General features: G+C 61.0%; 36 protein-coding genes. 2 read left to right on the top strand and 34 right to left on the bottom strand.

The window, feature by feature from the left end; genetic code table 11:
- Positions 1 to 23: 23 nt before the first annotated feature.
- Both JMY28_RS31890 and JMY28_RS31885 read right to left on the bottom strand, forming a co-directional pair.
- Complete coding sequence (locus tag JMY28_RS31890) at positions 24 to 2261, bottom strand: cytochrome c biogenesis protein ResB (protein ID WP_201699879.1); 2238 nt, start codon at positions 2259 to 2261, stop codon at positions 24 to 26.
- A gap of 152 nt (positions 2262 to 2413) precedes the next feature.
- On the bottom strand, positions 2414 to 3088 hold the full coding sequence (locus JMY28_RS31885; RefSeq protein ID WP_201699878.1) for a c-type cytochrome: 675 nt from the start codon (positions 3086 to 3088) through the stop codon (positions 2414 to 2416).
- 238 nt (positions 3089 to 3326) lie between these two features.
- Between JMY28_RS31885 and yihA the strand changes: the two genes are divergently transcribed.
- Complete coding sequence (yihA, locus tag JMY28_RS31880; protein WP_201699877.1) at positions 3327 to 3986, top strand: ribosome biogenesis GTP-binding protein YihA/YsxC; 660 nt, start codon at positions 3327 to 3329, stop codon at positions 3984 to 3986.
- A gap of 395 nt (positions 3987 to 4381) precedes the next feature.
- Complete coding sequence (hemB, locus tag JMY28_RS31875) at positions 4382 to 5380, top strand: porphobilinogen synthase (RefSeq protein ID WP_201699876.1); 999 nt, start codon at positions 4382 to 4384, stop codon at positions 5378 to 5380.
- Positions 5381 to 5482: 102 nt separating this feature from the next.
- Here hemB and dsbD read toward each other — a convergent pair whose 3' ends face one another.
- The 32 genes from dsbD to JMY28_RS31715 all read right to left on the bottom strand — a co-directional run.
- Positions 5483 to 7450, bottom strand: a complete 1968-nt coding sequence (gene dsbD / locus JMY28_RS31870; protein WP_201699875.1) for a protein-disulfide reductase DsbD — start codon at positions 7448 to 7450, stop codon at positions 5483 to 5485.
- Complete coding sequence (gene cutA, locus JMY28_RS31865; RefSeq protein ID WP_201699968.1) at positions 7443 to 7754, bottom strand: divalent-cation tolerance protein CutA; 312 nt, start codon at positions 7752 to 7754, stop codon at positions 7443 to 7445. The genes dsbD and cutA overlap by 8 nt, the downstream gene beginning before the upstream one ends.
- Positions 7755 to 8015: 261 nt before the next feature.
- Entirely contained in the window at positions 8016 to 8408 is a 393-nt protein-coding gene (gene rplQ / locus JMY28_RS31860; RefSeq protein WP_028206528.1) for a 50S ribosomal protein L17, read from the bottom strand.
- Between the two features lie 139 nt (positions 8409 to 8547).
- The gene (locus JMY28_RS31855; protein ID WP_027819335.1) at positions 8548 to 9525 is read right to left on the bottom strand and encodes a DNA-directed RNA polymerase subunit alpha; all 978 of its coding nucleotides are present in this window, start codon (positions 9523 to 9525) and stop codon (positions 8548 to 8550) included.
- A gap of 124 nt (positions 9526 to 9649) precedes the next feature.
- Entirely contained in the window at positions 9650 to 10273 is a 624-nt protein-coding gene (rpsD, locus tag JMY28_RS31850; RefSeq protein WP_201699874.1) for a 30S ribosomal protein S4, read from the bottom strand.
- A gap of 164 nt (positions 10274 to 10437) precedes the next feature.
- Complete coding sequence (gene rpsK / locus JMY28_RS31845; RefSeq protein WP_006052224.1) at positions 10438 to 10842, bottom strand: 30S ribosomal protein S11; 405 nt, start codon at positions 10840 to 10842, stop codon at positions 10438 to 10440.
- A 28-nt stretch (positions 10843 to 10870) separates the two neighbouring features.
- On the bottom strand, positions 10871 to 11236 hold the full coding sequence (rpsM, locus tag JMY28_RS31840; RefSeq protein WP_158951563.1) for a 30S ribosomal protein S13: 366 nt from the start codon (positions 11234 to 11236) through the stop codon (positions 10871 to 10873).
- 35 nt (positions 11237 to 11271) lie between these two features.
- Positions 11272 to 11388, bottom strand: a complete 117-nt coding sequence (gene rpmJ, locus JMY28_RS31835; RefSeq protein WP_027819338.1) for a 50S ribosomal protein L36 — start codon at positions 11386 to 11388, stop codon at positions 11272 to 11274.
- A 21-nt stretch (positions 11389 to 11409) separates the two neighbouring features.
- The gene (infA, locus tag JMY28_RS31830; protein ID WP_004521905.1) at positions 11410 to 11628 is read right to left on the bottom strand and encodes a translation initiation factor IF-1; all 219 of its coding nucleotides are present in this window, start codon (positions 11626 to 11628) and stop codon (positions 11410 to 11412) included.
- 8 nt (positions 11629 to 11636) lie between these two features.
- Positions 11637 to 12983, bottom strand: a complete 1347-nt coding sequence (secY, locus tag JMY28_RS31825) for a preprotein translocase subunit SecY (RefSeq protein WP_028206524.1) — start codon at positions 12981 to 12983, stop codon at positions 11637 to 11639.
- A 59-nt stretch (positions 12984 to 13042) separates the two neighbouring features.
- Positions 13043 to 13477 carry a 50S ribosomal protein L15 gene (gene rplO, locus JMY28_RS31820; protein WP_028206523.1) on the bottom strand — a complete coding sequence of 145 codons (435 nt, stop codon included), beginning with the start codon at positions 13475 to 13477 and terminating at the stop codon, positions 13043 to 13045.
- Positions 13478 to 13507: 30 nt separating this feature from the next.
- The gene (gene rpmD / locus JMY28_RS31815; RefSeq protein WP_010106952.1) at positions 13508 to 13690 is read right to left on the bottom strand and encodes a 50S ribosomal protein L30; all 183 of its coding nucleotides are present in this window, start codon (positions 13688 to 13690) and stop codon (positions 13508 to 13510) included.
- A gap of 11 nt (positions 13691 to 13701) precedes the next feature.
- Positions 13702 to 14220 carry a 30S ribosomal protein S5 gene (gene rpsE / locus JMY28_RS31810; RefSeq protein ID WP_028206522.1) on the bottom strand — a complete coding sequence of 173 codons (519 nt, stop codon included), beginning with the start codon at positions 14218 to 14220 and terminating at the stop codon, positions 13702 to 13704.
- Between the two features lie 14 nt (positions 14221 to 14234).
- Positions 14235 to 14600, bottom strand: coding sequence for a 50S ribosomal protein L18 (gene rplR, locus JMY28_RS31805; RefSeq protein ID WP_027819343.1), 366 nt, complete (start codon positions 14598 to 14600; stop codon positions 14235 to 14237).
- Positions 14601 to 14612: 12 nt separating this feature from the next.
- Positions 14613 to 15143 (bottom strand): 50S ribosomal protein L6, encoded by a 531-nt coding sequence (gene rplF / locus JMY28_RS31800; protein ID WP_201699873.1) that lies wholly within the window; start codon positions 15141 to 15143, stop codon positions 14613 to 14615.
- A gap of 18 nt (positions 15144 to 15161) precedes the next feature.
- Positions 15162 to 15557 carry a 30S ribosomal protein S8 gene (gene rpsH, locus JMY28_RS31795; protein ID WP_027819345.1) on the bottom strand — a complete coding sequence of 132 codons (396 nt, stop codon included), beginning with the start codon at positions 15555 to 15557 and terminating at the stop codon, positions 15162 to 15164.
- 14 nt (positions 15558 to 15571) lie between these two features.
- The gene (rpsN, locus tag JMY28_RS31790; RefSeq protein ID WP_028206520.1) at positions 15572 to 15877 is read right to left on the bottom strand and encodes a 30S ribosomal protein S14; all 306 of its coding nucleotides are present in this window, start codon (positions 15875 to 15877) and stop codon (positions 15572 to 15574) included.
- A gap of 7 nt (positions 15878 to 15884) precedes the next feature.
- A complete protein-coding gene (rplE, locus tag JMY28_RS31785; RefSeq protein WP_028206519.1) occupies positions 15885 to 16424 on the bottom strand; it encodes a 50S ribosomal protein L5 in 540 nt (179 codons plus the stop codon).
- Between the two features lie 16 nt (positions 16425 to 16440).
- Positions 16441 to 16749, bottom strand: coding sequence for a 50S ribosomal protein L24 (rplX, locus tag JMY28_RS31780; protein WP_201699872.1), 309 nt, complete (start codon positions 16747 to 16749; stop codon positions 16441 to 16443).
- A 9-nt stretch (positions 16750 to 16758) separates the two neighbouring features.
- On the bottom strand, positions 16759 to 17127 hold the full coding sequence (gene rplN / locus JMY28_RS31775) for a 50S ribosomal protein L14 (RefSeq protein WP_028206517.1): 369 nt from the start codon (positions 17125 to 17127) through the stop codon (positions 16759 to 16761).
- Positions 17128 to 17473: 346 nt separating this feature from the next.
- Positions 17474 to 17746: a 30S ribosomal protein S17 gene (rpsQ, locus tag JMY28_RS31770; protein ID WP_028206516.1), complete on the bottom strand. Its 273-nt coding sequence runs from the start codon at positions 17744 to 17746 to the stop codon at positions 17474 to 17476.
- Positions 17743 to 17937, bottom strand: a complete 195-nt coding sequence (rpmC, locus tag JMY28_RS31765) for a 50S ribosomal protein L29 (RefSeq protein WP_028206515.1) — start codon at positions 17935 to 17937, stop codon at positions 17743 to 17745. Before rpmC ends, rpsQ begins: the two co-directional genes overlap by 4 nt.
- A 10-nt stretch (positions 17938 to 17947) precedes the next feature.
- On the bottom strand, positions 17948 to 18364 hold the full coding sequence (gene rplP, locus JMY28_RS31760; protein WP_027797288.1) for a 50S ribosomal protein L16: 417 nt from the start codon (positions 18362 to 18364) through the stop codon (positions 17948 to 17950).
- A 2-nt stretch (positions 18365 to 18366) separates the two neighbouring features.
- Positions 18367 to 19158 (bottom strand): 30S ribosomal protein S3, encoded by a 792-nt coding sequence (gene rpsC, locus JMY28_RS31755; RefSeq protein WP_027797287.1) that lies wholly within the window; start codon positions 19156 to 19158, stop codon positions 18367 to 18369.
- A gap of 11 nt (positions 19159 to 19169) precedes the next feature.
- Entirely contained in the window at positions 19170 to 19499 is a 330-nt protein-coding gene (rplV, locus tag JMY28_RS31750) for a 50S ribosomal protein L22 (protein ID WP_004199272.1), read from the bottom strand.
- Between the two features lie 12 nt (positions 19500 to 19511).
- Positions 19512 to 19787: a 30S ribosomal protein S19 gene (gene rpsS, locus JMY28_RS31745; RefSeq protein WP_027797286.1), complete on the bottom strand. Its 276-nt coding sequence runs from the start codon at positions 19785 to 19787 to the stop codon at positions 19512 to 19514.
- Between the two features lie 10 nt (positions 19788 to 19797).
- Complete coding sequence (gene rplB / locus JMY28_RS31740) at positions 19798 to 20625, bottom strand: 50S ribosomal protein L2 (RefSeq protein WP_201699871.1); 828 nt, start codon at positions 20623 to 20625, stop codon at positions 19798 to 19800.
- A gap of 2 nt (positions 20626 to 20627) precedes the next feature.
- The gene (rplW, locus tag JMY28_RS31735; RefSeq protein WP_028206513.1) at positions 20628 to 20942 is read right to left on the bottom strand and encodes a 50S ribosomal protein L23; all 315 of its coding nucleotides are present in this window, start codon (positions 20940 to 20942) and stop codon (positions 20628 to 20630) included.
- Positions 20939 to 21559, bottom strand: a complete 621-nt coding sequence (rplD, locus tag JMY28_RS31730; RefSeq protein ID WP_028206512.1) for a 50S ribosomal protein L4 — start codon at positions 21557 to 21559, stop codon at positions 20939 to 20941. The genes rplW and rplD overlap by 4 nt, the downstream gene beginning before the upstream one ends.
- Entirely contained in the window at positions 21559 to 22218 is a 660-nt protein-coding gene (gene rplC, locus JMY28_RS31725) for a 50S ribosomal protein L3 (RefSeq protein ID WP_201699870.1), read from the bottom strand. Before rplC ends, rplD begins: the two co-directional genes overlap by 1 nt.
- 201 nt (positions 22219 to 22419) lie before the next feature.
- Positions 22420 to 22731 (bottom strand): 30S ribosomal protein S10, encoded by a 312-nt coding sequence (rpsJ, locus tag JMY28_RS31720; protein ID WP_017777154.1) that lies wholly within the window; start codon positions 22729 to 22731, stop codon positions 22420 to 22422.
- Between the two features lie 138 nt (positions 22732 to 22869).
- Positions 22870 to 22980: EF-Tu C-terminal domain-related protein (locus tag JMY28_RS31715; RefSeq protein WP_080366219.1), on the bottom strand; the 111-nt coding region annotated here is incomplete at its 5' end.

Genomic DNA, 22980 nt, shown 5'->3' with positions numbered 1-22980 from the left:
GTGGCTGCAATCACGTGCGTGGATCAGGGCGCACGGTCCGTGCCGCTGCCGTTCGTGTCGCCCGCGTCGTTCGCTGTGCCGGTTTGCGGCGCCGCGCCTAGCGCACGGCCGACCGCGTCGCGGGTACGGGCGAACTCCTTCTCGAAGTCGAGGGTACGGCGGGCGGTCGACATCGCCATGATGACGTCGACGCCGTGGTCCTGATCATCCTGGCCCTTCCGGTCCTTCAACCAGAACCACAGACGCCGCTCACGCACGTAGAACATCGAGAAGATGCCGAGCACGAGCAACAGGCTGCCAAGATACACGACTTTCTTGCCCGGCGCGCGCGTCAACTGAAATACCGAAGCTTGCACCTGCTTGAATGAATCGAGCTGTAGATAGACAGGAGATCCATACAGGAAGCTGTCGGATATCGCGTTGATCGAGTCTTGTACGAAGCGCGCGGCGTCGACGTCGGGCTTCAGGTCGGGTTCGCCGGCCTGCTCGCGCGCGAGCTGCCAGAGGTCCCACGTCGCACCCTCCAGCATGCGCAGCAGAAGGCTCGCCGCCTTTTCCTGCTGACCCTTGGGCACCGACTTGTCGATGAATGCGGCCACAGCCTGGAAGCCGCCAGCGGCGCCTGCAGCAGCCGTGGCGCCTGCCTGCGGTGTGTCCGCGCCCGCGAAGAGTGTCAAGACACGCTCGGCGCTGTCTTCGAGATGCTGTTGCAGTTCGCGGTTCGAAGCGGGGACCGAGCGTGCGGCGAAGCGCTTCGCCGCCTGCGCGCGCAAGGCGGGGTCTTCGAAGGCCGCGCGCAGCATCATCCACTCTTTCGGCGTGCCGCCGCTGTCGGCGGGAATGCGCAGGTAGCGGAATGGATCGTCGGGATTCTCGCGCATGCCGGCGAGGAACATGCGGTCACCGCCGCCCACGTCCACGGGCAGCATGTAGTTGTTGTACTCGCGCGCCTGGCCGTCCTTGTCGCGCACCTTGTACTGCACCGAAGGGCCGACGTTATGCAGGTCGAGCGGCTTCGAGCTCTTCGCACCGGACCCGAGACGCTCGTCGAACGCTTCCTTGAGCGATCGGTGCGCCACGCCGCGCGCGTCGTTCGCGCCACTGCCGTTCGAGATGTTTTCGACGTTGATCGCGCGGAAGTCCGCGAATTCGATGGTTTGCCCATCCACGCCCGGCACCGTCTGGCCCGCGGGCACCGCGAGCGGCGCCGAATTGCCGATCGTGCCGCCGAACGGGAAGCTCTTCGCGCCTGCGCCGGACATGGGCCACGCCGTCATCGACATCTGCGAGCCGCCGTCCTGGAAGCTCGACTGGTAGATCGACACGCCGTCGTACTCGAATGGCTCGTTCACCTCGATGCGCGCGGGAATGCGCTGACCCGTCTTGTGGTCGATCACGACGATGTCGCTCGCAAAGAGCTTGGGCATGCCGGTCGAGTAGTAATCGACGATGAACTTGTTGAGCTGGATGGAGAACGGCAGGTCCTGGATCAACGAGCCGTCGGGCTGGTTCAGGATGGCCGTGGAAACGAACTGGCCCTCCGGCACCCAGGCGTAGCCACGGAAGGTCGGGTTGGATTGCGAGAGCCGGTGCTCAGGCGGAATGTCGTTAATGACCGCGTTGCTGCGGATGGGCGTCTTGTCGAAGAGCCACATCTGGAATTTGATCGGCAGATTGCTGTCCAGCAGGCCGCCGAGGCAGATGATCACGATCGCGAGGTGCGCGAAGATGTAGCCGATCTTCGTGAGCGCCCCGCGCTTGGCCGCGATGAGCGTGGCGCCGTCGGACTCGCGCGTCACGAACCGATAGCCCAAGCGCCCCGCCAGCTTGCCGAGCGTGGCGGCCGTTTGCTCGCGCGTGCCGCCCTCCACCGCAAACTCGCCCTTGTGATGGAACGCGCGCAAGCTGCCTTCGCGGACCTTGTCCTTCCAGCTCTTCATGTCCGCGAGCATCTTCGGCGCGTTTCGGATCACGCACAGCGAGACCGACACGACGAGAAAGCCGAGGATCGTCATGAACCACCACGCGCTGTAGACCGTGTAGAGGCTCAGCGAGCGGAAGATGTCGGCCCAGAAGGGGCCAAACTGATTGACGTAGTTCGGGTACGGGTCGTCCTGCGTGAGCACTGTGCCGATGATGCTCGCAATGGCGAGCACGACGAGCAGCGCAATCGCGAAGCGCATCGAACTGATTAGTTCGACGGCGCTTTTCACCGCCTTCTGGCGAACATTCAACTGCAAACCCTGCGTGGTGACGCTCATTCAAACTCCGCTTCTTCGCTCTTGCTGGCTTCTTGCCGATCAGGCGCTACAGCAAAAAAGGGTGCAGGCGCGCCGTCAGCGTGACGACGTCCTCACCCTTTTCTTGTTTTCCGGCCGGCCGCTCGATCAAACACGCGGCAGGCCTGCTACGCTCAATGCAGGCCGGCGGCGTAATCGGCGACGGCCTTGATCTCGTCGTCCGAGAGCCGGTGCGCGATGGTGCGCATCGGATCGTTGTTGTTACGCGTGCCCTGCTGGAAAGCATTGAGCTGTGCAACGATATATTCCGACCACTGGCCCGAGAGGCGCGGATACTGGATCGGAATGCCCTGGCCCGTGGGTCCGTGGCACGCCGCACAGGCCGGCACGCCCTTGTCGGCGATACCGCCACGCCAGATCGACTGGCCGAACGGCACGGTCTTCGCGTCGCGCGCGTAGCCGGGTTTGGGTGTCTGAGAGGCGAACCAGGCTGCGACGTTGATCATATCCTGGTCTGACAGCGCGGCAGCAAAGCCCGCCATGATGGGGTTCGCGCGCGCCGCTGGCTTGCCACCGGGCTGCGGTTTGAAGTCCTTGAGTTGCTTGACGAGATAGTCGGCGTGCTGGCCGGCAAGCTTGGGATAGGCGCCGCCGGTGCTGTTGCCGTCGGCCGCGTGACAGGCCGCGCACACCTGTGCGGCAATGACTTGCCCCCGGGCGACGTCGGGCTTGGCCGGCGCTCCCTGATCCGCCGCGCTTGCCTGCCCCGCCATCATGAATAAACTTGCTATAAGACCTGACGCTATCGCACTCTCGAACACCTTCAAGCACTTGCCCAGTCGATTCATTCGCGCACCTTGTTTCGTCTTGTGGGAATCAGGTTCTGCAATGGACGACAGCGACCGATCTACCTCGAAAGGCCCGCGCTGGCCTCACTGGTATTCAGTAAACCATCGCATTGTACAATAGCGCGCAAGGCAGCACCGCGCCAGTCGGGCCTGCCCCCGATATCCCAGATTCCCTCCCGGGCGCTTCCGGGCCCGGCGGGCCACCCGCCGCGTTGTTTCATATTGTGGTCCCTTTCCGATGGCCTTCCTGCTGCACCAAGCCCGCTTCTTCACGACGGTGAACCATCTGCGCGACCTGCCCGCTACGGCGCGGCCGGAGGTCGCGTTCGCCGGCCGTTCGAACGCCGGCAAATCCACCGCCATCAACCTGCTGTGCAACCAGAAACGGCTCGCCTTCGCCTCGAAGACGCCGGGCCGCACTCAGCACATCAACTACTTTTCAGTCGGCCTCGCCGACGATCCCGCGGGCTATCTCGTCGACCTGCCCGGCTACGGCTATGCCGAAGTGCCGCTCGCAGCGAAGGCGCACTGGGAGCAGTTGCTCTCGCTCTATCTGCAAACGCGCGCCCAGCTCTCGGGCCTCATCCTGATGATGGACGCCCGCCGTCCGCTCACCGACCTCGACCGCCGGATGATCGAATGGTTTGCGCCAACGGGCAAGCCGATCCACGCACTCCTCACGAAGTGCGACAAATTGACGCGTCAGGAAAGCGTCCTCGCGCTGCGCACGACGAACAAGGCGTTCGACGAGTACAACAAGCAAGGCTATGAAGGGAAACTGAGCGCCCAGCTTTTTTCAGCGCTCAAGCGCGTGGGGCTCGACGAGGCGCACGCCGTTATCGAAAGCTGGATCGTGCCGCAGGAATCGGTCGGGGAGACCGACTCGCAAACGCAATAACGCCGCTGGCCAGTCGCTTCAGGCAGGCCCTCAGCCGTCCAAGAGCCCATACTGTCGGGCTTTTCACACGCTTTCATCAGATCTTTTCGCGAGGCAGGCGCGGCGTCCGCCGCGCTATGTGCGTTACCGCACACAGGCCATCGCGACGCCAAACGCAAGCACCCTTTTTGGTCTGCGCCGCGAGGCCTTGCTACGCCAATTCCGGCGCACATAAAAAAACCCGCCGTGATTTCCGGCGGGTTAAACAGCCTTATCGAAAAAACGACAGGCACCCGCTCAGGGAGGAGAAGCGGGGAGCTCGGCGCCAGGCGCCTCGCTCGATCGGTATGATATACCATTGTCCCGAAAAGTTTCCTGCGCTCCGGGACCCATCCCGTTTCAAGATATCCGCCGACATGAGCTTCTATCCGCATCATCGTCCGCGCCGCATGCGACGTGACGATTTCTCGCGCCGTCTGATGCGCGAAAACCTCCTCACCACGAACGATCTGATCTACCCCGTATTCGTCACTGCCGGCAACAACGTGCGCGAAGCCGTGCCGTCGATGCCCGGCGTCGAACGCGTGTCGATCGATCTGCTGATGGGCGTCGCCGAGCAGTGTGTCGAACTCGGCATTCCCGTGCTTTCGCTCTTCCCCGTTGTCGATCCCTCGCTCAAGACGCCCGATGGCATCGAGGCGACGAACCCCGACGGCGTGATCCCGCGCGCCGTGCGCGAGCTGAAGAAGCGCTTCCCCGACCTCGGCGTGCTTTGCGACGTCGCGCTCGATCCGTACACGAGCCACGGCCAGGACGGTGTGCTCGACGAGAACGGCTACGTCATCAACGACGAAACCATCGAGATCCTCGTCGCGCAGGCGCGCGCGCAAGCCGAAGCGGGCGTCGATATCGTCGCGCCTTCGGACATGATGGACGGCCGTATCGGCGCGATCCGCGAGATGCTCGAGAGCGAGAATCACATCCACACGCGCATCATGGCGTACTCGGCCAAGTACGCTTCGGCGTTCTACGGTCCGTTCCGCGACGCCGTGGGTTCGGCGTCGAATCTGGGCAAGGGCAACAAGATGACCTACCAGATGGACCCGTCCAACTCCGACGAAGCACTGCGTGAAGTGCGCCTCGACATCGAGGAAGGCGCCGACATGGTGATGGTGAAACCCGGCATGCCGTACCTCGACATCGTGCGCCGCGTGAAGGACGAATTCCGCTTTCCGACCTACGTGTACCAGGTGAGCGGCGAGTACGCCATGCTCAAGGCCGCCGCGCAGAACGGCTGGCTCGATCACGACAAGGTGATGATGGAATCGCTGCTCGCGTTCAAGCGCGCGGGCGCCGACGGCATCCTCACGTATTTCGCGCTCGACGCCGCACGTTTGCTGCGCGCACAGAAGTAAGCGCCGCGCACATCGTATGAAAAAAGGCACGTCTGCGGACGTGCCTTTTTGCTTTTGGACGGCTGGCGCGATCTCACGCGCGCGCAATATCGCCGAACGCGATCAGGCCGATGGCGCTGCCTGCGTCTGCGGCGCCGGTGCCATCACGCGATCGAGGCGCGCGAGGAAGCGGTCAGCGTTCTCGTAGCCGACCACGCGCAGCACCTCGTGCCCCTGCGTATCGAAGAAGATGATGCCAGGCGGTCCGAAGAGTCCAAAGCGCTTGAGCAGCGCCTGGTCGTCGGAATTGTTGGCCGTCACGTCGGCGCGCAACAGGCCTAGTTCAGCGAGGCGCGCCTGCACACGCGGGTCGCTGAACGTGAACTTCTCCATCTCCTTGCAGCTCACGCACCAGTCGGCGTAGAAGTCGAGCATCGACGGCTTGCCTGCCGTCTTGAGCGCCGCGTCGAGTTGCGCCGGTGAGCGCACGGATGCAAAGACCAATGCGTTCGCTTCGCCGGCGCCGGTGGACTGCGCCGCGCCCGCTGCGGCGACATTGCTCGCACCGCCCACGTGCGCGGCAAGCACCGCAAGCGGTCGCAGCGGATCCGTCGAACCCGCCGCGAGGCCCACGATCAGCGTCGCAGCCCAGATCGCGAATGCCGCGCCAAGACCACGCCCGAGGCGACGCCAGACGTTGGCCGCGCCCGCGTTCGGCGTGAAAAGCCCAAGCGTGGCTGCCGCGAGCAGCAGCCAGAGGGCGGCGAGCAGCATCTGCGCGGTGGCGACGAGCACCGGCCAGACGATCCACAGCGCGGCTGCCAGCAACACGACGCCGAAGAAAACCTTCACGCCATCCATCCATGCGCCCGCACGAGGCAGCAGCGAGCCCGCGCCGAGGCCGAGGATCATCAGCGGGACGCCAAGGCCCAAGCCCATCGCGAAGAGCGCTGCGCCACCCAGCACGGCATTGCCCGTGTGCGCGATGAACGCGAGCACCGCGAAAAGCGGCGCGGTCATGCAAGCGCCCACCACGAGCGCGGAAAGCGCGCCCATCACGGCGACTGCGGCATATTTGCCGCCGGAACGGCTGTGCGTGGCGCGCGAGGCGCCATCCTGCCAGCGCTGCGGCAGCGCGATGTCGTAGCCCGCGATCAACATGACGGCGAACGCGGTGAGGAGCACCGCGAACACGCCGAGCACCCACGGATTCTGCAGCCACGCGCCAAGGCTCTGGCCGACCAGCGCGGCGGCAATACCCAGCACCGTGTAGACGAGCGCCATGCCGAGCACGTAGACGAACGAGAGCGAGAAGCCGCGCGAGCGCGTGACGCGCTCGCCCTCACCGACGATGATCGCCGAGAGGATCGGGATCATCGGGTACGAGCAGGGCAAGAGGCTCAGCACCATGCCGGCCACGAAGTACAGACCGATCACGGCGAAAAAGCCGCCGCCTTGCAGCAAAGATTGCGCGTAGTCGGCGCTCGTGGCGCGCTCGTACCAAGGCTCCTCCGTGTCGGCAGCAGCGGGCGCCGCGTTTGATTGCGGCAGGGGCGTGGGGGCCGAGCTCACCGCGCCCGGTACGGCGCTCTGGCCGGCCGTAGCGGCCTGCAAGGCCGCGCCACTCACGTGATACACGTGCTCCGCAGGCGGATAGCAGATGCCGGCATCGGCGCAGCCCTGCGATGTCACCGCGAGATCGAACGGACCGCTCGCCTTCTGCACCGGCACGCGGATCGTCAGCTCGTCACGATAGGTTTCGACATTCTTCTGGAAGGTCGGATCAAACTTGACGTGGCCGGGCGGGATTTGCGCCGCGCCCAGTTGCGCCGTACCGTTGCGCGCGGCGAAAGCGAAGCGCTCGCGGTACATGTAGTAGCCGTTCGCGATCTTGAAATGCACGTCGACCATGCCCGGCGCTTCGCTCGCGCTGAAGGTGAAGGCCTGGTCGGGCGGCAGGAAGTCATCGTCGTCGGCGCGCGCGAGCGAAGTGCCAAACAGCAGAGGTAGCACGCAGCAGACGAGCAGGAGGAAGCCGGACAGCGAAGCGTACGGCGCGACGCGGGAGCGCCGATCGAAACGGTTAGACATGTAGGGTGAGCTGAGTCTCGGCATTGACCCATTGGCCGTAGGCGTCCGACGCCGTGGCTTGCCACGAGAGAATCTCGGGCGTTTCGTAGGGATGCCGGGTCTGGATGAACTTTTCGAGCGCGGCCGCGCGGGCGAGGCTCGTCTTGAAGAGCAGCTGAATCTCGTTGCCCGACTCGATGCTGCCCTGCCAGTGATACTGTGAGTGAACGGCGCCAAGGCGCGTCACGCACGCAGCGAGGCGCTGCGCGAGCGCCCCGGAGGCGAGCTTTTCGGCGGTGCCCTCGTCGGGCACCGTGGTCAGCATCAAGGTCACATTGAGGGTCACGACGAACTCCAGCGTAACGCCCGCGTGCGACCGCACAAGCAGGCTTTGAAGCAGAGCGTTATCGTACCATCGGCACTGATTGCCTTCTCTCGGGTGCCGTGTGGAAAAAAGGGGCTGCGATCGGTAAACACGATCAGGCTCACGTTAATCCGCGCCCCAAAACAAAAAAGCCAGGCTAGGCCTGGCTTTTTCGCGTGCCGCTCAATCCGCAATTGAAAATTGCGTCAAGCGACTGAAAGCTTATTCCGCTTCCTGGATGTTCTCTTCCGCGACTTCCGGACGATCGAGCAGTTCGACCAGTGCCATCGGTGCGTTGTCGCCAACACGGAAACCGAACTTCAGGATACGCAGGTAGCCGCCCGGACGGTTCGCGAAACGCGGACCGAGCACGTCGAACAGCTTCGTGACCGAGTCACGATCGCGCAGGCGGTTGAACGCCAGACGACGGTTTGCGAGCGACGGCTTCTTGCCCAGCGTGATGAGGGGCTCGACAACCTTACGGAGTTCCTTCGCCTTCGGCAGCGTCGTCTTGATGACTTCGTGCTCGATGAGCGAGTTGGACATGTTACGGAGCATTGCCAGACGGTGGCTGCTCGTGCGGTTCAGTTTCCGCAGACCATGACGGTGACGCATTTCAATTTCCTTGAAACAAAGTTTTGGTCCAGCTCTTCTATCGCCTTGTCGGGTTTAACACCTCGCCAAGGCACGGGCCGGTACATGAAAAAGGCAAGACGCGGATTCTAAAGGAAAATCCGCGTCCCTGCCACATTACTTACTTGTCGAGACCAGCCGGCGGCCAGTTTTCGAGCTTCATGCCGAGCGTGAGACCGCGCGAAGCGAGCACTTCCTTGATCTCGTTGAGCGACTTGCGACCCAGGTTCGGGGTCTTGAGCAGCTCGTTCTCGGTACGCTGGATCAGATCGCCGATGTAGTAGATGTTCTCGGCCTTCAAACAGTTCGCCGAGCGAACCGTGAGTTCGAGATCGTCCACCGGACGCAGCAGGATCGGGTCGATCTGCGGTGCGCGCGACGGCGCTTCCGCGGCCGTTTCCGTGCCTTCCAGAGCAGCGAACACCGACAGCTGATCCACGAGGATGCGCGCCGACTGGCGGATCGCTTCCTCAGGCGAGATCACGCCATTGGTTTCGATGTTCATCACGAGCTTGTCGAGGTCGGTACGCTGTTCGACACGCGCGCTTTCCACGGCGTAGCTCACGCGGCGAACCGGCGAGAACGACGCGTCCAGCACGATGCGGCCGATGATCTTGGCCGACTCGTCGCCATAGCGGCGCACATTGCCAGGCACGTAGCCACGGCCCTTCTCGATCTTGATCTGCACGTCGAGCTTGCCGCCCTTCGTCAGATGCGCAACCACGTGTTCCGGGTTGATCACTTCGCAGTCGTGCGAGAGTTCGATGTCGCCAGCGGTGACAACGCCTTCGCCTTCCTTGCGCAGCGTAACCGTCACTTCGTCACGGTTATGCAGCTTGAAAACGACACCCTTCAGGTTCAGCAGCAGGTTGACCACATCCTCTTGCACACCATCGAGCGTCGAGTATTCGTGCACGACGCCTGCGATCGTCACTTCGGTCGGCGCGTAGCCCACCATCGACGACAGCAGCACGCGCCGGAGCGCGTTACCCAAGGTGTGGCCATAACCGCGTTCGAACGGCTCCATGACCACTTTCGCGTGGTTGTCGCCGAGCGATTCCACAGCGATGATCTTGGGTTTCAACAAACTGGTTTGCATAGGTTTTCCTTTTCAATACCCTCGGCTCGTTACACCGATAAGGCTGAGATGGCAACAACCTGAAAAAAACGGCCGAGGCCGCCTCCTGCGCGAAGCACAGAGGTTACCCCGGCCGTCAATCCGATTACCGCGAATACAATTCGACGATCAGGCTTTCGTTGATGTCGCCAGCGATGTCGCTGCGCTCAGGCATGCCCTTGAACGTGCCTTCGAACTTCTTCGCGTCGACCGACACCCAACCTGCCAAACCGCCTTGCTCTGCGAGCGAGAGGGCTTCGACGATACGCGTCTGCTTCTTCGCCTTTTCGCGAATCGCGACGACGTCGCCTGCCTTCACTTGCATCGACGGGATGTTCGCGACGACGCCGTTCAGCGTGAGAGCCTTGTGGCTCACGAGCTGACGCGCTTCAGCGCGGGTCGATGCGAAGCCCATGCGGTACACGACGTTGTCGAGACGCGATTCGAGCAGTTGCAGCAGGTTTTCGCCGGTGTTGCCCTTGATACGGTCAGCTTCCGCGAAGTAGCGGCGGAACTGGCGCTCGAGCACGCCGTAGATGCGCTTCACTTTTTGCTTTTCGCGAAGCTGCGTGCCGTAGTCGGACGTACGGGCGCCCGAAGTGCGGCCGTGCTGACCCGGCTTGCTGTCGAGCTTGCACTTGTCGGCGAGCGAGCGGCGTGCGCTCTTCAGGAAGAGGTCGGTGCCTTCACGGCGGGACAGCTTGGCCTTCGGGCCGATATAACGTGCCACGTTGCTTTCCTTCGATGATTGATCACGCGAAACCTGAGTGGGAAAACCCGCGGTATCGCGCTAGTCCGGCCCTTTGGACCGAACGGTGGGCTTAGTCAATTCAATAACGCCGAGAGCCTGGGTCGCCGTTTCCGGCGGCTCAGGCGTTCGGCTAAAACGACGCCTTAGATACGGCGGCGCTTCGGCGGACGGCAGCCGTTGTGCGGAACCGGCGTCACGTCGGAGATCGCGGTGATCTTGATGCCAAGACCATGCAGCGCGCGCACCGCCGATTCGCGGCCAGGACCGGGGCCCTTGATCCGCACTTCGAGGTTCTTCACGCCGTATTCCATCGCCACGCGACCAGCCGACTCGGCTGCGACCTGAGCTGCGAAGGGGGTCGATTTGCGCGAACCCTTGAAGCCCTGACCGCCCGAGGTTGCCCAGGCAAGCGCGTTGCCTTGACGATCGGTGATCGTGATGATGGTGTTGTTGAACGACGCGTGAACGTGAACCACGCCCTCGGCGACGTTCTTCTTTACCTTCTTGCGAACGCGTTGCGCCGCGGAGTTGTTCGAAGCCTTAGCCATTACGTTTTCCTGTAACTTTCAGTTCCGCTTACTTCTTCAGCGACTGTGCTGCGCGGCGCGGACCCTTACGCGTACGAGCGTTGGTACGCGTACGCTGGCCACGCAGGGGCAGGCCCTTGCGATGGCGCACGCCGCGGTAGCAGCCGAGGTCCATCAGGCGCTTGATGTTCATCGTTACTTCACGGCGGAGATCGCCTTCGACGACAAACTTGCCCACTTCCTCACGCAGCTTTTCCAGATCCGCGTCGTCCAGGTCCTTGACCTTCTTGTTGAACGGCACACCGGCGGACACGCAGATGTTGCGCGAACGCGTGCGGCCAACACCGAAAATTGCCGTCAGGCCGATTTCAGTGTGCTGGTGGTTCGGGATGTTAACCCCTGCAATACGAGCCATTGTTTTTCCTCAAACAAAAAGCGCAAGCGCGCTAATCAGCCTTGGCGCTGCTTGTGGCGCGGGTCCGAGCTGCAGATCACGCGAACGACGCCGTTGCGCTTGATGATTTTGCAGTTGCGGCAAATGCGCTTTACCGATGCCATCACTTTCATGATATTACCCTTTTTCCTAAATCACTTCGCCCGGAACACGATCCGCGCACGCGACAGATCGTAAGGCGTCAACTCAACCGTCACCTTGTCGCCCGGGAGGATGCGGATGTAGTGCATCCGCATCTTTCCGGAAATATGTCCCAGAACGACATGGCCGTTTTCCAGCTTCACCCGGAAGGTTGCGTTGGGGAGGTTTTCGATCACCTCGCCTTGCATCTGGATTACATCGTCTTTGGCCATAGGTCCTTTTAACGCATCGGGACGCCGCCGCCCTTGAAGTTGGCCTTCTTGAGCAGCGATTCATATTGTTGCGACATCACGTACGACTGCACCTGCGCCATGAAGTCCATTGTGACGACGACAATGATCAGCAGCGACGTTCCACCAAAATAAAACGGCACGTTCCAGCGCAGCACCAGAAACTCAGGCAGCAGGCAAACGAACACGATATAGATCGCACCGGCCAGCGTCAGACGCGTGAGGATGCGGTCGATATAACGTGCCGTCTGATCGCCCGGGCGGATGCCTGGTACGAACGCGCCACTCTTTTTCAGGTTGTCGGCCGTTTCCCTGCTGTTGAACACCAGTGCGGTGTAGAAGAAGCAGAAGAACACGATCGCCAACGCGTACAGCAACACGTACACGGGCTGGCCAGGCTTGAGGGCTTCGGCCACATTGTGCAGCGTGTCCGCAAACCAGCCGGTCCGCGAACCCGAACTGAACCAGTTCAGGATAGTTGCCGGGAACAGGATGATCGACGACGCGAAGATCGGCGGAATCACACCCGACATGTTCAGCTTGAGCGGCAGGTGGGACGACTGCCCGCCGTAAATCTTGTTACCGACCTGACGCTTCGCATAATTCACGAGGATCTTGCGCTGGCCGCGCTCGATGAACACCACCAGGTACGTCACGGCTGCGATCAGAACGACCACGATGATCGCCGAGATGATGCTCATCGAGCCGGTGCGAACCAGTTCGAAAAGCCCACCGAGCGCATTCGGGAAGCCTGCCGCGATCCCGCCGAAGATGATGATCGAGATGCCGTTGCCAAGCCCGCGTTCCGTGATCTGCTCACCAAGCCACATCAGGAACATCGTGCCCGTTACGAGCGTCACGACCGTCGTCAAGCGGAACACCATGCCCGGATCGATCACGAGGCCAGGCTGGTTTTCCAGCGCGACCGCGATGCCGAACGCCTGAAACGTCGCCAGCACCACTGTGAAGATCCGCGTGTACTGCGTGATCTTGCGTTGTCCAGCCTGCCCTTCTTTCTTCAGCGCTTCCAGCTGCGGCGAAACAATCGCCATCAGCTGCAGGATGATCGACGCCGAGATATACGGCATCACACCCAGCGCGAAGATCGTGAACCGCGACAGTGCGCCACCCGAGAACATGTTGAACATGCCAAGGATGCCGCCCGACTGGCTCTGAAAGAGCTTCGCCAGTTGGTCCGGATCGATACCCGGAACCGGAATATGCGCGCCGATACGATAAACGACCAACGCCAGCAGCAGGAACACTGCCCGCCGGCGCAGGTCGCCGAACTTCGGAGCGCTGCGACCAGTTTTTGCGAGACTCGGGCTGTTAGCCAAGTAGCTTCTCCGATGCAGATGCTAGTGACGGCGGGCAAGCCCGCACGCACCACTCACAATCACTCGGCAAAAGAACCGCCTGCTGCTTCAATCGCAGCACGCGCATTCTTCGTCGCACCCAGACCCTTAACGACGACCTTACGCTTGATCTCGCCGGTAGCGATGATCTTCGCGCTGCGGGTCAGTTCGCCCACGAGGCCTGCCTGCTTGAGAGCCAGCAGATCGATTTCGTCGACCGGCAGCTTCTCAATGTCGGCGAGGCGCACTTCACCAACGAATTCCTTCGTCAGCGAGGTGAAGCCACGCTTCGGCAGACGACGCTGCAGCGGCATTTGACCGCCTTCGAAGCCAACCTTGTGGAAGCCGCCCGAACGCGATTTCTGACCCTTGTGACCACGGCCAGCGGTCTTGCCGAGGCCAGAGCCGATGCCGCGACCGACGCGACGCTTTGCGTGCTTCGCGCCTTCTGCCGGCTTCAGGTTATTCAATTCCATTTCAAACTCCTGGAGTCTTTGGTCGACCGCTTAGCCGATGACCTTAACGAGGTACGAGACCTTGTTGATCATGCCGCGCACAGCCGGCGTGTCCTGCAACTCGGAGACCGAGTTCAGGCGGCGCAGGCCGAGACCGCGCACGGTGGCACGGTGCGTTTCGCGGGTCCCAATCAGGCTCTTGACGAGCTGAACCTTGACAGTTTTTTCAGACATGGTGCCCACCCTTAGCCCAGAATGTCTTCGACGGACTTGCCGCGCTTCGCCGCGATGTCAGCCGGGGTCGACTGCTTGCGCAGACCGTCCAGCGTGGCACGAACGAGGTTGTACGGGTTCGTCGAACCGTGGCTCTTGGCCACGACGTTCTGCACGCCCATCACGTCGAACACTGCGCGCATCGGGCCGCCGGCGATCACGCCCGTACCTGCCTTCGCCGGAGCGAGGAGGACGACCGATGCGCCGTGCTTGCCGTGCACTTCGTGTTGCAGGGTGCCGTTCTTCAGGGGCACCTTGAACATGTTGCGGCGAGCTTGTTCCATCGCCTTCTGGACAGCAACGGGCACTTCCTTCGACTTGCCCTTGCCCATACCGACGCGGCCATCACCATCGCCAACCACGGTCAGTGCAGCGAAGCCGAGAATACGGCCACCCTTCACAACCTTGGTCACGCGATTGACCGAAATCATTTTTTCGCGAAGGCCGTCGTCGCGTTCGTCAGCCTGAACTTTCGCTTGCATCTTTGCCATGACGAATTCCTTCCTTAGAACTTGAGCCCGGCTTCGCGCGCAGCATCAGCCAGCGCCTTGACGCGGCCGTGATAGCGGAAACCCGAGCGGTCAAAGGCGACGGATTCGATGCCGGCGGCCTTAGCCTTTTCTGCAATACGCTTGCCGATCAGCGAGGCAGCGGCGACGTTGCCGCCCTTGCCCGACTGGTCAGCCAGTTGCGCACGCACTTCAGCTTCAAGCGTCGACGCGCTGGCCAGCACCTTGGTGCCGCAGGGCGAGAACACTTGCGCATAAATGTGCGTGTTCGTGCGATGCACGGCCAGACGCGCGACCTGCAGCTCAGCGATCTTGAGACGCGTCTGACGAGCGCGGCGCAGGCGAGATTGAGTCTTATCCATGATTGCGCACCCTTACTTCTTCTTCGTTTCTTTGAGGATCACGACCTCGTCGGCGTAACGCACACCCTTGCCCTTGTAGGGCTCCGGCGGGCGATAACCGCGCACTTCTGCAGCGGTTTGGCCGACTTTTTGCTTGTCGATCCCCTTGATCACGATTTCCGTTTGCGACGGGGTTTCAGCCTTGATACCTTCCGGCATCTGGTGCACCACGGGGTGCGAGAAACCCAGCGACAGGTTCAGCTTGTCGCCTTGCGCTTGAGCACGGTAACCGACGCCAACCAGCGTCAGCTTGCGCTCAAAACCCTTCGTCACGCCTTGCACCATGTTCGCGACAATCGCGCGCATCGTGCCCGACATTGCGTTGGCTTCGCGGCTGTCGTCGGTCGGCTCAAACTTGAGCGCGCCGTTGTCGTTCACGACCTTCACGAGGCGGTTCGCAGGTTGCGAAATCGTACCCAGCGCGCCCTTGACGGTAATCTTCTCGTCGCTGAGCGTCGCTTCTGCGCCTTGCAGCGCGACCGGGCTCTTACCTACTCGAGACATGTTTCTTCTCCTTAGGCCTTAAGCGACGTAGCAGATAACTTCGCCGCCGACGCCAGTAGCGCGCGCCTTGCGGTCCGTCATCACACCCTTGGGCGTCGAGACGATCGCAACACCGAGGCCATTCATGACCTGCGGGATGTCGTTGCGGCCGCGGTACACGCGCAGACCCGGCTTCGAGACGCGTTCGATGCGCTCGATAACGGGACGGCCAGCGTAGTACTTCAACGCGATGTTCAATTCCGACTTCGCACCTTCGGTTTTCACCGCGAAGTCGTCGATATAACCTTCGTCCTTCAGAACCTGCGCAATCGCAATCTTCACTTTCGACGAGGGCATAGCAACCGAAACCTTCTCGACCATCTGCGCATTGCGGATGCGAGTCAGCATATCGGCGATAGGATCACTCATGCTCATTTATGTTTCTCCTATTACCAGCTCGCCTTGGTGATGCCAGGGATCTCACCACGGAACGCGATTTCACGAATCTTGTTACGTGCGAGACCGAATTTGCGGAACGTGCCACGCGGACGACCCGTGATCGCGCAGCGATTACGCTTGCGAGTCGGGTTCGAGTTGCGGGGCAGTTGTTGCAGTTCGAGGCGAGCTGCGTAGCGCTCTTCTTCCGACTTGCTTTGGTCGTCGATGATCGCCTTCAGCGATGCGCGCTTCGGCGCAAATTTCGCTGCCAGACGAGCGCGCTTCTTTTCACGTTCGATCAGTGCCAGTTTAGCCACGGTAACCTCAGTTTCTGAACGGGAACTTGAAGCCGGCGAGCAGTGCCTTTGCTTCTTCGTCGGTCTTCGCGGTCGTCGTGATGCTGATGTTCAGCCCACGCAGCGCGTCGATCTTGTCGTAGTCGATTTCGGGGAAAATGATCTGCTCTTTCACACCGATGTTGTAGTTACCACGGCCGTCGAATGCCTTGCCCGACACGCCACGGAAGTCGCGCACACGGGGCAGCGCAACCGTCACGAAACGGTCCAGGAATTCGTACATGGCATTGCCACGCAGGGTAACCATCGTGCCGATCGGGTAGCTTTCGCGGATCTTGAAACCAGCGATTGCCTTACGCGACTTCGTGATGACGGGCTTCTGGCCGGCGATCTTCGTGAGGTCGCCAACGGCGTGCTCGAGGACCTTCTTGTCAGCGACGGCTTCACCAACACCCATGTTCAGGGTGATCTTGGTGAGGCGCGGCACTTCCATGACCGACTTGTAACCGAACTTCTCGATCAGGCCAGGAACGACCTTCTCTTTATAAAATTCTTGCAAACGTGCCATTTTTTACTCCGCAGCGTCAGGCGCTCAGAACAGCACCGGTCGTCTTCAGGAAACGAACCTTCTTGTCCCCTTCGACCTTGATGCCCACGCGCGACGGCTTACCGTTCGCGTCGACCAGTGCGACGTTCGAGATAGCCACCGGCATTGCCTTGGCTTCCACGCCACCCGTCGTACCCTTCATCGGGTTCGGCTTCACATGCTTTTTCGCGATGTTGATGCCTTCGACAGTGACGCGCTCTACGCCGATGGCCAGCACGACGCCGCGCTTGCCCTTGTCTTTGCCAGTGACGATGATGACTTCGTCACCCTTGCGAATCTTGTTCATCGCGACTCCTTACAGCACTTCCGGCGCCAGCGAAACGATCTTCATGAATCGTTCGCTACGCAGCTCACGCGTAACCGGCCCGAAAATGCGGGTGCCGATCGGCTCAAGCTTGGTATTCAAAAGCACGGCGGCGTTGCCATCGAACTTGATCAGCGAGCCGTCTTGACGGCGCACGCCCTTCGCAGTGCGAACCACAACAGCGTTGTAGATTTCGCCCTTTTTCACGCGCCCGCGCGGCGTTGCTTCCTTGACGCTCACCTTGATGATGTCGCCAATGCTCGCATAACGACGCTTCGAGCCGCCGAGCACCTTGATGCACAGGACTTCACGTGCACCCGTGTTGTCGGCTACTTCAAGCCGAGTTTCGGTCTGGATCATGGTTTATCTTTCCCAACTTAATCCGGTCGCGCCACCATGGCACATCCGGTCAGTCTTGGTCCCGTCAGCCGCGCCGCCACTAGAACGACCGCTCAGCTGCTTGGGTAAGAACAGCAGCGACGGCAAACGAAACCGGCCATCGCATTCCGGTGAATCTTGCTAACCCGGACTGGCGCCCGAATCTGCTCCCCCACCTACTTCCGCTTGCCGCTTTGCCAACAGCAAACCCATAAAGAGGGAAGACCAAGACTATAACTCGATAATCTTGGTCTAGCAAGCGAAATCTTCAGCGATTTCAATTACTTCTACATCCCGAGGAATTGCTCCCCGGGATGTCGCGTCATTTTTAGATGACGCGTGCTGCTTCGATCAGCTTCGACACGGTCCAGGCCTTCGTCTTCGAGAGAGGACGAGTTTCCTGGATTTCAACGAGGTCGCCCTCGTTGTACGTGTTCGCTTCGTCGTGAGCGTGGTACTTCTTCGACTGCACGACGTACTTGCCGTAGATCGGGTGCTTGACGCGGCGCTCGACCAGGACGGTGACCGTCTTGTCCATCTTGTTGCTGACGACTTTGCCGACCAGCGTCCGCTTAAGCGAGGTTTTCACGCTTTCGTTCATTTCTGGTTCGCCTTCTGAGTCAGGACGGTCCGCACACGTGCGATGTCGCGACGAACCTTCTTCAGCTGGCTCGTGTTCGTGAGCTGCTGGGTCGCGAGTTGCATGCGCAGGCCGAATTGCGCCTTCAAGAGGTCCGACAGCTCTTTGTCGAGCGCGGCCTTGTCTTTCTGAAGAAGTTCAGATGCCTTCATCAATCACTCCTTAGGCGCCGAGCTGGCGAACCATGAAGACCGTCTTCAGCGGCAGCTTGGCTGCAGCCAGACGGAAGGCTTCACGGGCCAGTTCTTCGGACACACCATCCATTTCATACAGCATCTTGCCCGGCTGAATCTCGGCGACGTAGTACTCAGGGTTACCCTTACCGTTACCCATACGCACTTCCGCCGGCTTTTGCGAGATCGGCTTGTCCGGGAAGATACGGATCCAGATGCGGCCGCCACGCTTGATGTGACGCGTCATTGCACGACGCGCTGCTTCAATCTGACGCGCGGTCAGGCGACCACGACCGATAGCCTTCAGACCGTATTCACCGAACGAAACTGCGTTGCCGCGCGTTGCGACGCCGGTGTTACGACCCTTCTGCTCTTTGCGATACTTCCTGCGTTTCGGTTGCAGCATCGTTATTCTCCACTCTTGCCGTCACCACCGGCGCCACGGCGCGGTGCGCCACGACGGGCACCCGGTGCGCCTTCGCCATCACGGCGCGGACGACGATCGCCCGGGCGCGCGTTGCGGCGCGGACGCTTTTCTTCGGCGACTTCTTCCACCACCGGTGCGTCGTTGCGGCCGAGCGTGTCGCCCTTGTAGACCCAAACCTTCACGCCGATGATGCCGTACGTCGTCTTCGCTTCCGAGGTTGCGTAGTCGATGTCAGCACGCAGCGTGTGAAGCGGCACTCGACCTTCGCGGTACCACTCGGTACGTGCGATTTCGATACCGTTCAGACGGCCGGCGCTCATGATCTTGATGCCTTGGGCACCCAGACGCATCGCGTTCTGCATCGCGCGCTTCATTGCGCGACGGAACATGATGCGGCGCTCCAGCTGCTGCGTGATCGAATCGGCGATCAGTTGAGCATCGGTTTCCGGCTTGCGGATTTCTTCGATGTTCACGTGAACCGGAACGCCCATGCGCTTCTGGAGTTCGGCCTTGAGGAGTTCGATGTCCTCGCCCTTCTTGCCGATCACCACACCCGGGCGCGAGCTATAAATCGTGATGCGAGCGTTCTTTGCCGGACGCTCGATCACAACACGGCCCACCGAAGCGTTTTTCAGCTTCTTCTTCAGGTATTCACGAACACCGATGTCTTCCTTCAACATCGCCGCGAAATTGTTGTTGTTCGCGTACCAACGCGAAGCCCAATTGCGGCTGACGGCCAAACGGAAGCCAGTCGGATGAATTTTCTGTCCCATCGTATGGCTCCTTAATTCCCGACCGTCACAGTGATGTGACAGGATTGCTTCTCGATGCGGTTGCCGCGGCCCTTGGCGCGCGCGGTGAAACGCTTCAGCGAAGCTGCCTTGTCGACGTAGATGCTCTTGATCTTGAGCTCGTCGATGTCAGCACCTTCGTTGTGTTCCGCGTTTGCGATCGCCGAGAGCACAACCTTTTTCACGATGCCAGCCGCTTTCTTCGGCGAGAACGTCAGAACGTTCAGCGCCTTGTCGACCGGCAGACCGCGGATCTGGTCAGCCACAAGGCGCGTTTTCTGCGCCGAGATGCGGGCACCGCGATGAATTGCCTTCACTTCCATCTTGATTGCCCCTTATTTCTTGGCCTTCTTGTCGGCCGCGTGACCCTTGAACGTACGGGTCAGTGCGAACTCGCCAAGCTTGTGGCCGACCATGTTTTCCGTGACATACACGGGAACGTGTTGACGGCCGTTGTGTACGGCGATCGTCAGGCCGATGAAGTCCGGCAGGATCGTCGAACGACGCGACCAGGTCTTGATCGGTTTCTTGTCGCGCGTTGCTGCAGCCGCCTCAACCTTCTTCAGCAAATGGGCGTCGCAGAACGGACCTTTCTTAATAGAACGTGCCATTGCCTACTCCTTAACGCTTGTGACGGCGCTGGACGATCATGCTCGTCGTGCGCTTGTTGCTGCGGGTGCGATAGCCCTTCGTCGGCGTGCCCCACGGGCTCACCGGGTCGCGACCAGCCGCAGTCTTGCCTTCGCCACCACCGTGCGGGTGGTCGACCGGGTTCATTGCAACGCCACGGACCGTCGGGCGGATACCGCGCCAGCGGTTCGCGCCAGCCTTACCGATTTGACGGAGGCTGTGCTCTTCGTTGCCGACTTCACCGATCGTTGCGCGGCATTCAACGTGCACGCGACGGATTTCGCCCGAACGCAGACGAACCTGCGCGTAGACGCCTTCACGTGCCAGCAGCATTGCCGACGTGCCAGCCGAACGCGCCATTTGCGCGCCCTTGCCCGGCAGCATTTCGATGCAGTGGATCGTCGTACCGACCGGAATGTTGCGGATCGGCAGCGTATTGCCTGCACGGATCGGCGCTTCCGAACCCGACATCAGCTGCGTGCCAACCGTCACACCCTTCGGCGCGATGATGTAGCGGCGCTCGCCGTCTGCGTAAAGAACCAGCGCAATGTTCGCGCTACGGTTCGGGTCATACTCGAGACGCTCCACCTTCGCGGGGATGCCATCCTTCGTACGACGGAAATCGATCAGACGGTAGTGCTGCTTGTGACCACCGCCCTGGTGACGCGTCGTGATGCGACCGTTGTTGTTACGGCCAGCCGTCGAGGACTTCTTTTCGAGCAGTGCCGCGAACGGCGCGCCCTTATGGAGGTCCTTGTTGACGATCTTGACCATCGCGCGGCGACCCGGCGAGGTCGGCTTAACTTTCACGATTGCCATGATTACTTGGCCTCCGCTTCAAAGTTGATTTCCTGGCCGGGCTTCAGGCAGACATACGCCTTCTTCACGTCCTTGCGCTTGCCGTTGAAGCGGCCAAAGCGCTTGGCTTTACCCTTCTGGACCAGCACATTGACGGACTCGACTTCCACCTTGAACAGCAGCTCGACAGCAGCCTTGACTTCCTGCTTGTTCGCGTCCGGCGCGACTTCGAAGACGACTTGTTCGTTCTTCTCCGCAACCAGCGTCGCCTTTTCGGAGATCACCGGTGCGAGCAGGACCTGCATCAAACGATGATCGTTCTTGCGAATCTCGCTCATGACAGCAACTCCTCGATCTGGGCGACCGCTGCCTTCGTGATCAGGATCTTCTTGAAGTAGATCAGCGAGAGCGGGTCGGCAAAACGCGGCTCAACGACTGCCACGTGGGGCAGGTTGCGCGACGCGAGATACAGGTTCTCGTCGACCGTGTCGGTGATGACCAGCACGGATTCGAGACCCATGGCCTTGAACTTTTCGGCCAGCAGCTTCGTCTTCGGCGCTTCGAGCGAGAGCTCTTCCACGACCGAGATGCGACCTTCGCGGGCCAGCTGCGAGAAGATCGAGCAGAGACCTGCGCGATGCATCTTCTTGTTGACCTTGTGCGAGAAGTTTTCTTCCGGCGAATTCGGGAAGATGCGACCACCGCCACGCCACAACGGGCTCGACGACATACCGGCACGAGCGCGGCCCGTACCCTTCTGACGCCACGGCTTCTTGGTGGTGTGCTTGACCTGTTCGCGGTCCTTCTGCGCGCGATTACCGCTACGCGCGTTCGCCTGGTAGGCGATAACGATCTGGTGGATCAGCGCTTCGTTATAGTCACGACCGAACACGACGTCCGATGCGTTGACCGCTGCGCCTTCCTGACCATTAGCGTTCAGGAGCTTCAGTTCCATTATTGCGCTCCTTTCTTGGCGCGCGCCTTGACGGCGGGCGTCACGAAAACCTTGCCGCCCTTTGCACCCGGCACGGCACCCTTGACCAACAGCAGCTTGCGCTCTGCGTCGATACGGGCGATTTCGAGGTTTTGCACCGTCACGGTTTCGTCACCCATGTGACCGGTCATGCGCTTACCCGGGAACACGCGACCCGGATCCTGCGCCATACCGATCGAGCCCGGCACATTGTGCGAGCGCGAGTTACCGTGCGAAGCGCGACCCGAAGCGAAGTTGTAACGCTTGATGGTACCGGCGTAGCCCTTACCGATCGAGGTGCCTTGCACGTCGATCTTCTGGCCTTCTTCGAAGAGTTCCACACCGATCACGGCGCCAGCGGACAGCTCGGCGGCCTTAGCGGCGTCGATCTGGAATTCCTTGAGGATTTCACCGGCTTGAACGCCAGCTTTGGCGAGATGACCTGCGATCGGCTTCGTCACGCGCGATGCGCGGCGAGTTCCGAAAGCAACCTGCACGGCCGTGTAGCCGTCGGTTTCAACAGTCTTGATCTGCGTCACGCGGTTGTCGGACACGTCCAGCACGGTCACGGGAATCGAATCCCCTTCGGCCGTGAAGATACGAGTCATGCCAACCTTGCGACCTACGAGTCCAAGGCTCATCGTTTTCTCCATTCCCGACTGCGATTGGTCGGGGCTAATTTACAAAGTACCGGCATGTTTCTCAGGGTAAAGGCCCGAAAGGGACACACCGATTTTTTGCGCGAATGCGCGAAAAGACGTCAAGTATAACGCCCTTCCTCGTTTTCCGCAAGCAATCAAAGACTTAGCGCTGTCAGATAATCTAGACAGCGCTGGAGGCTCTTACTGCAGCTTGATTTCGACGTCCACGCCAGCCGGGAGGTCCAGCTTCATCAGCGCGTCAACGGTCTTGTCCGTCGGGTCGACGATGTCCATCAGGCGCAGGTGGGTGCGGATTTCGAGCTGGTCGCGCGACGTCTTGTTGACGTGCGGCGAACGCAGGATGTCGAAACGCTGGATACGCGTCGGCAGCGGCACCGGACCGCGGACGATGGCGCCCGTGCGCTTCGCCGTATCGACGATTTCAGCAGCCGACTGGTCGATCAGACGGTAGTCGAAAGCCTTCAGACGGATACGGATTTTTTGGTTCTGCATGATGATTCCTTGAAAAGAGCGAGGCGGACTTGCGCCGCCAGACGGTATAAAGAGCGCAGGACCGCCCCGCGACAAGGTGTCGCGAGAGCGGTCCCAGGGTACATCAACTTCTACAGCAAGCCGAGCATTCTACTCGATTTACTCGATGATCTTTGCAACCACGCCGGCGCCGACGGTACGGCCACCTTCGCGGATTGCGAAGCGCAGACCTTCTTCCATCGCGATCGGAGCGATCAGCTTCACCGTGAT

The sequence above is a fragment of the Paraburkholderia hiiakae genome (assembly GCF_904848665.1).
Taxonomy (GTDB): domain Bacteria; phylum Pseudomonadota; class Gammaproteobacteria; order Burkholderiales; family Burkholderiaceae; genus Paraburkholderia; species Paraburkholderia hiiakae.
This window is presented reverse-complemented; position numbering and strand designations above follow the sequence as displayed.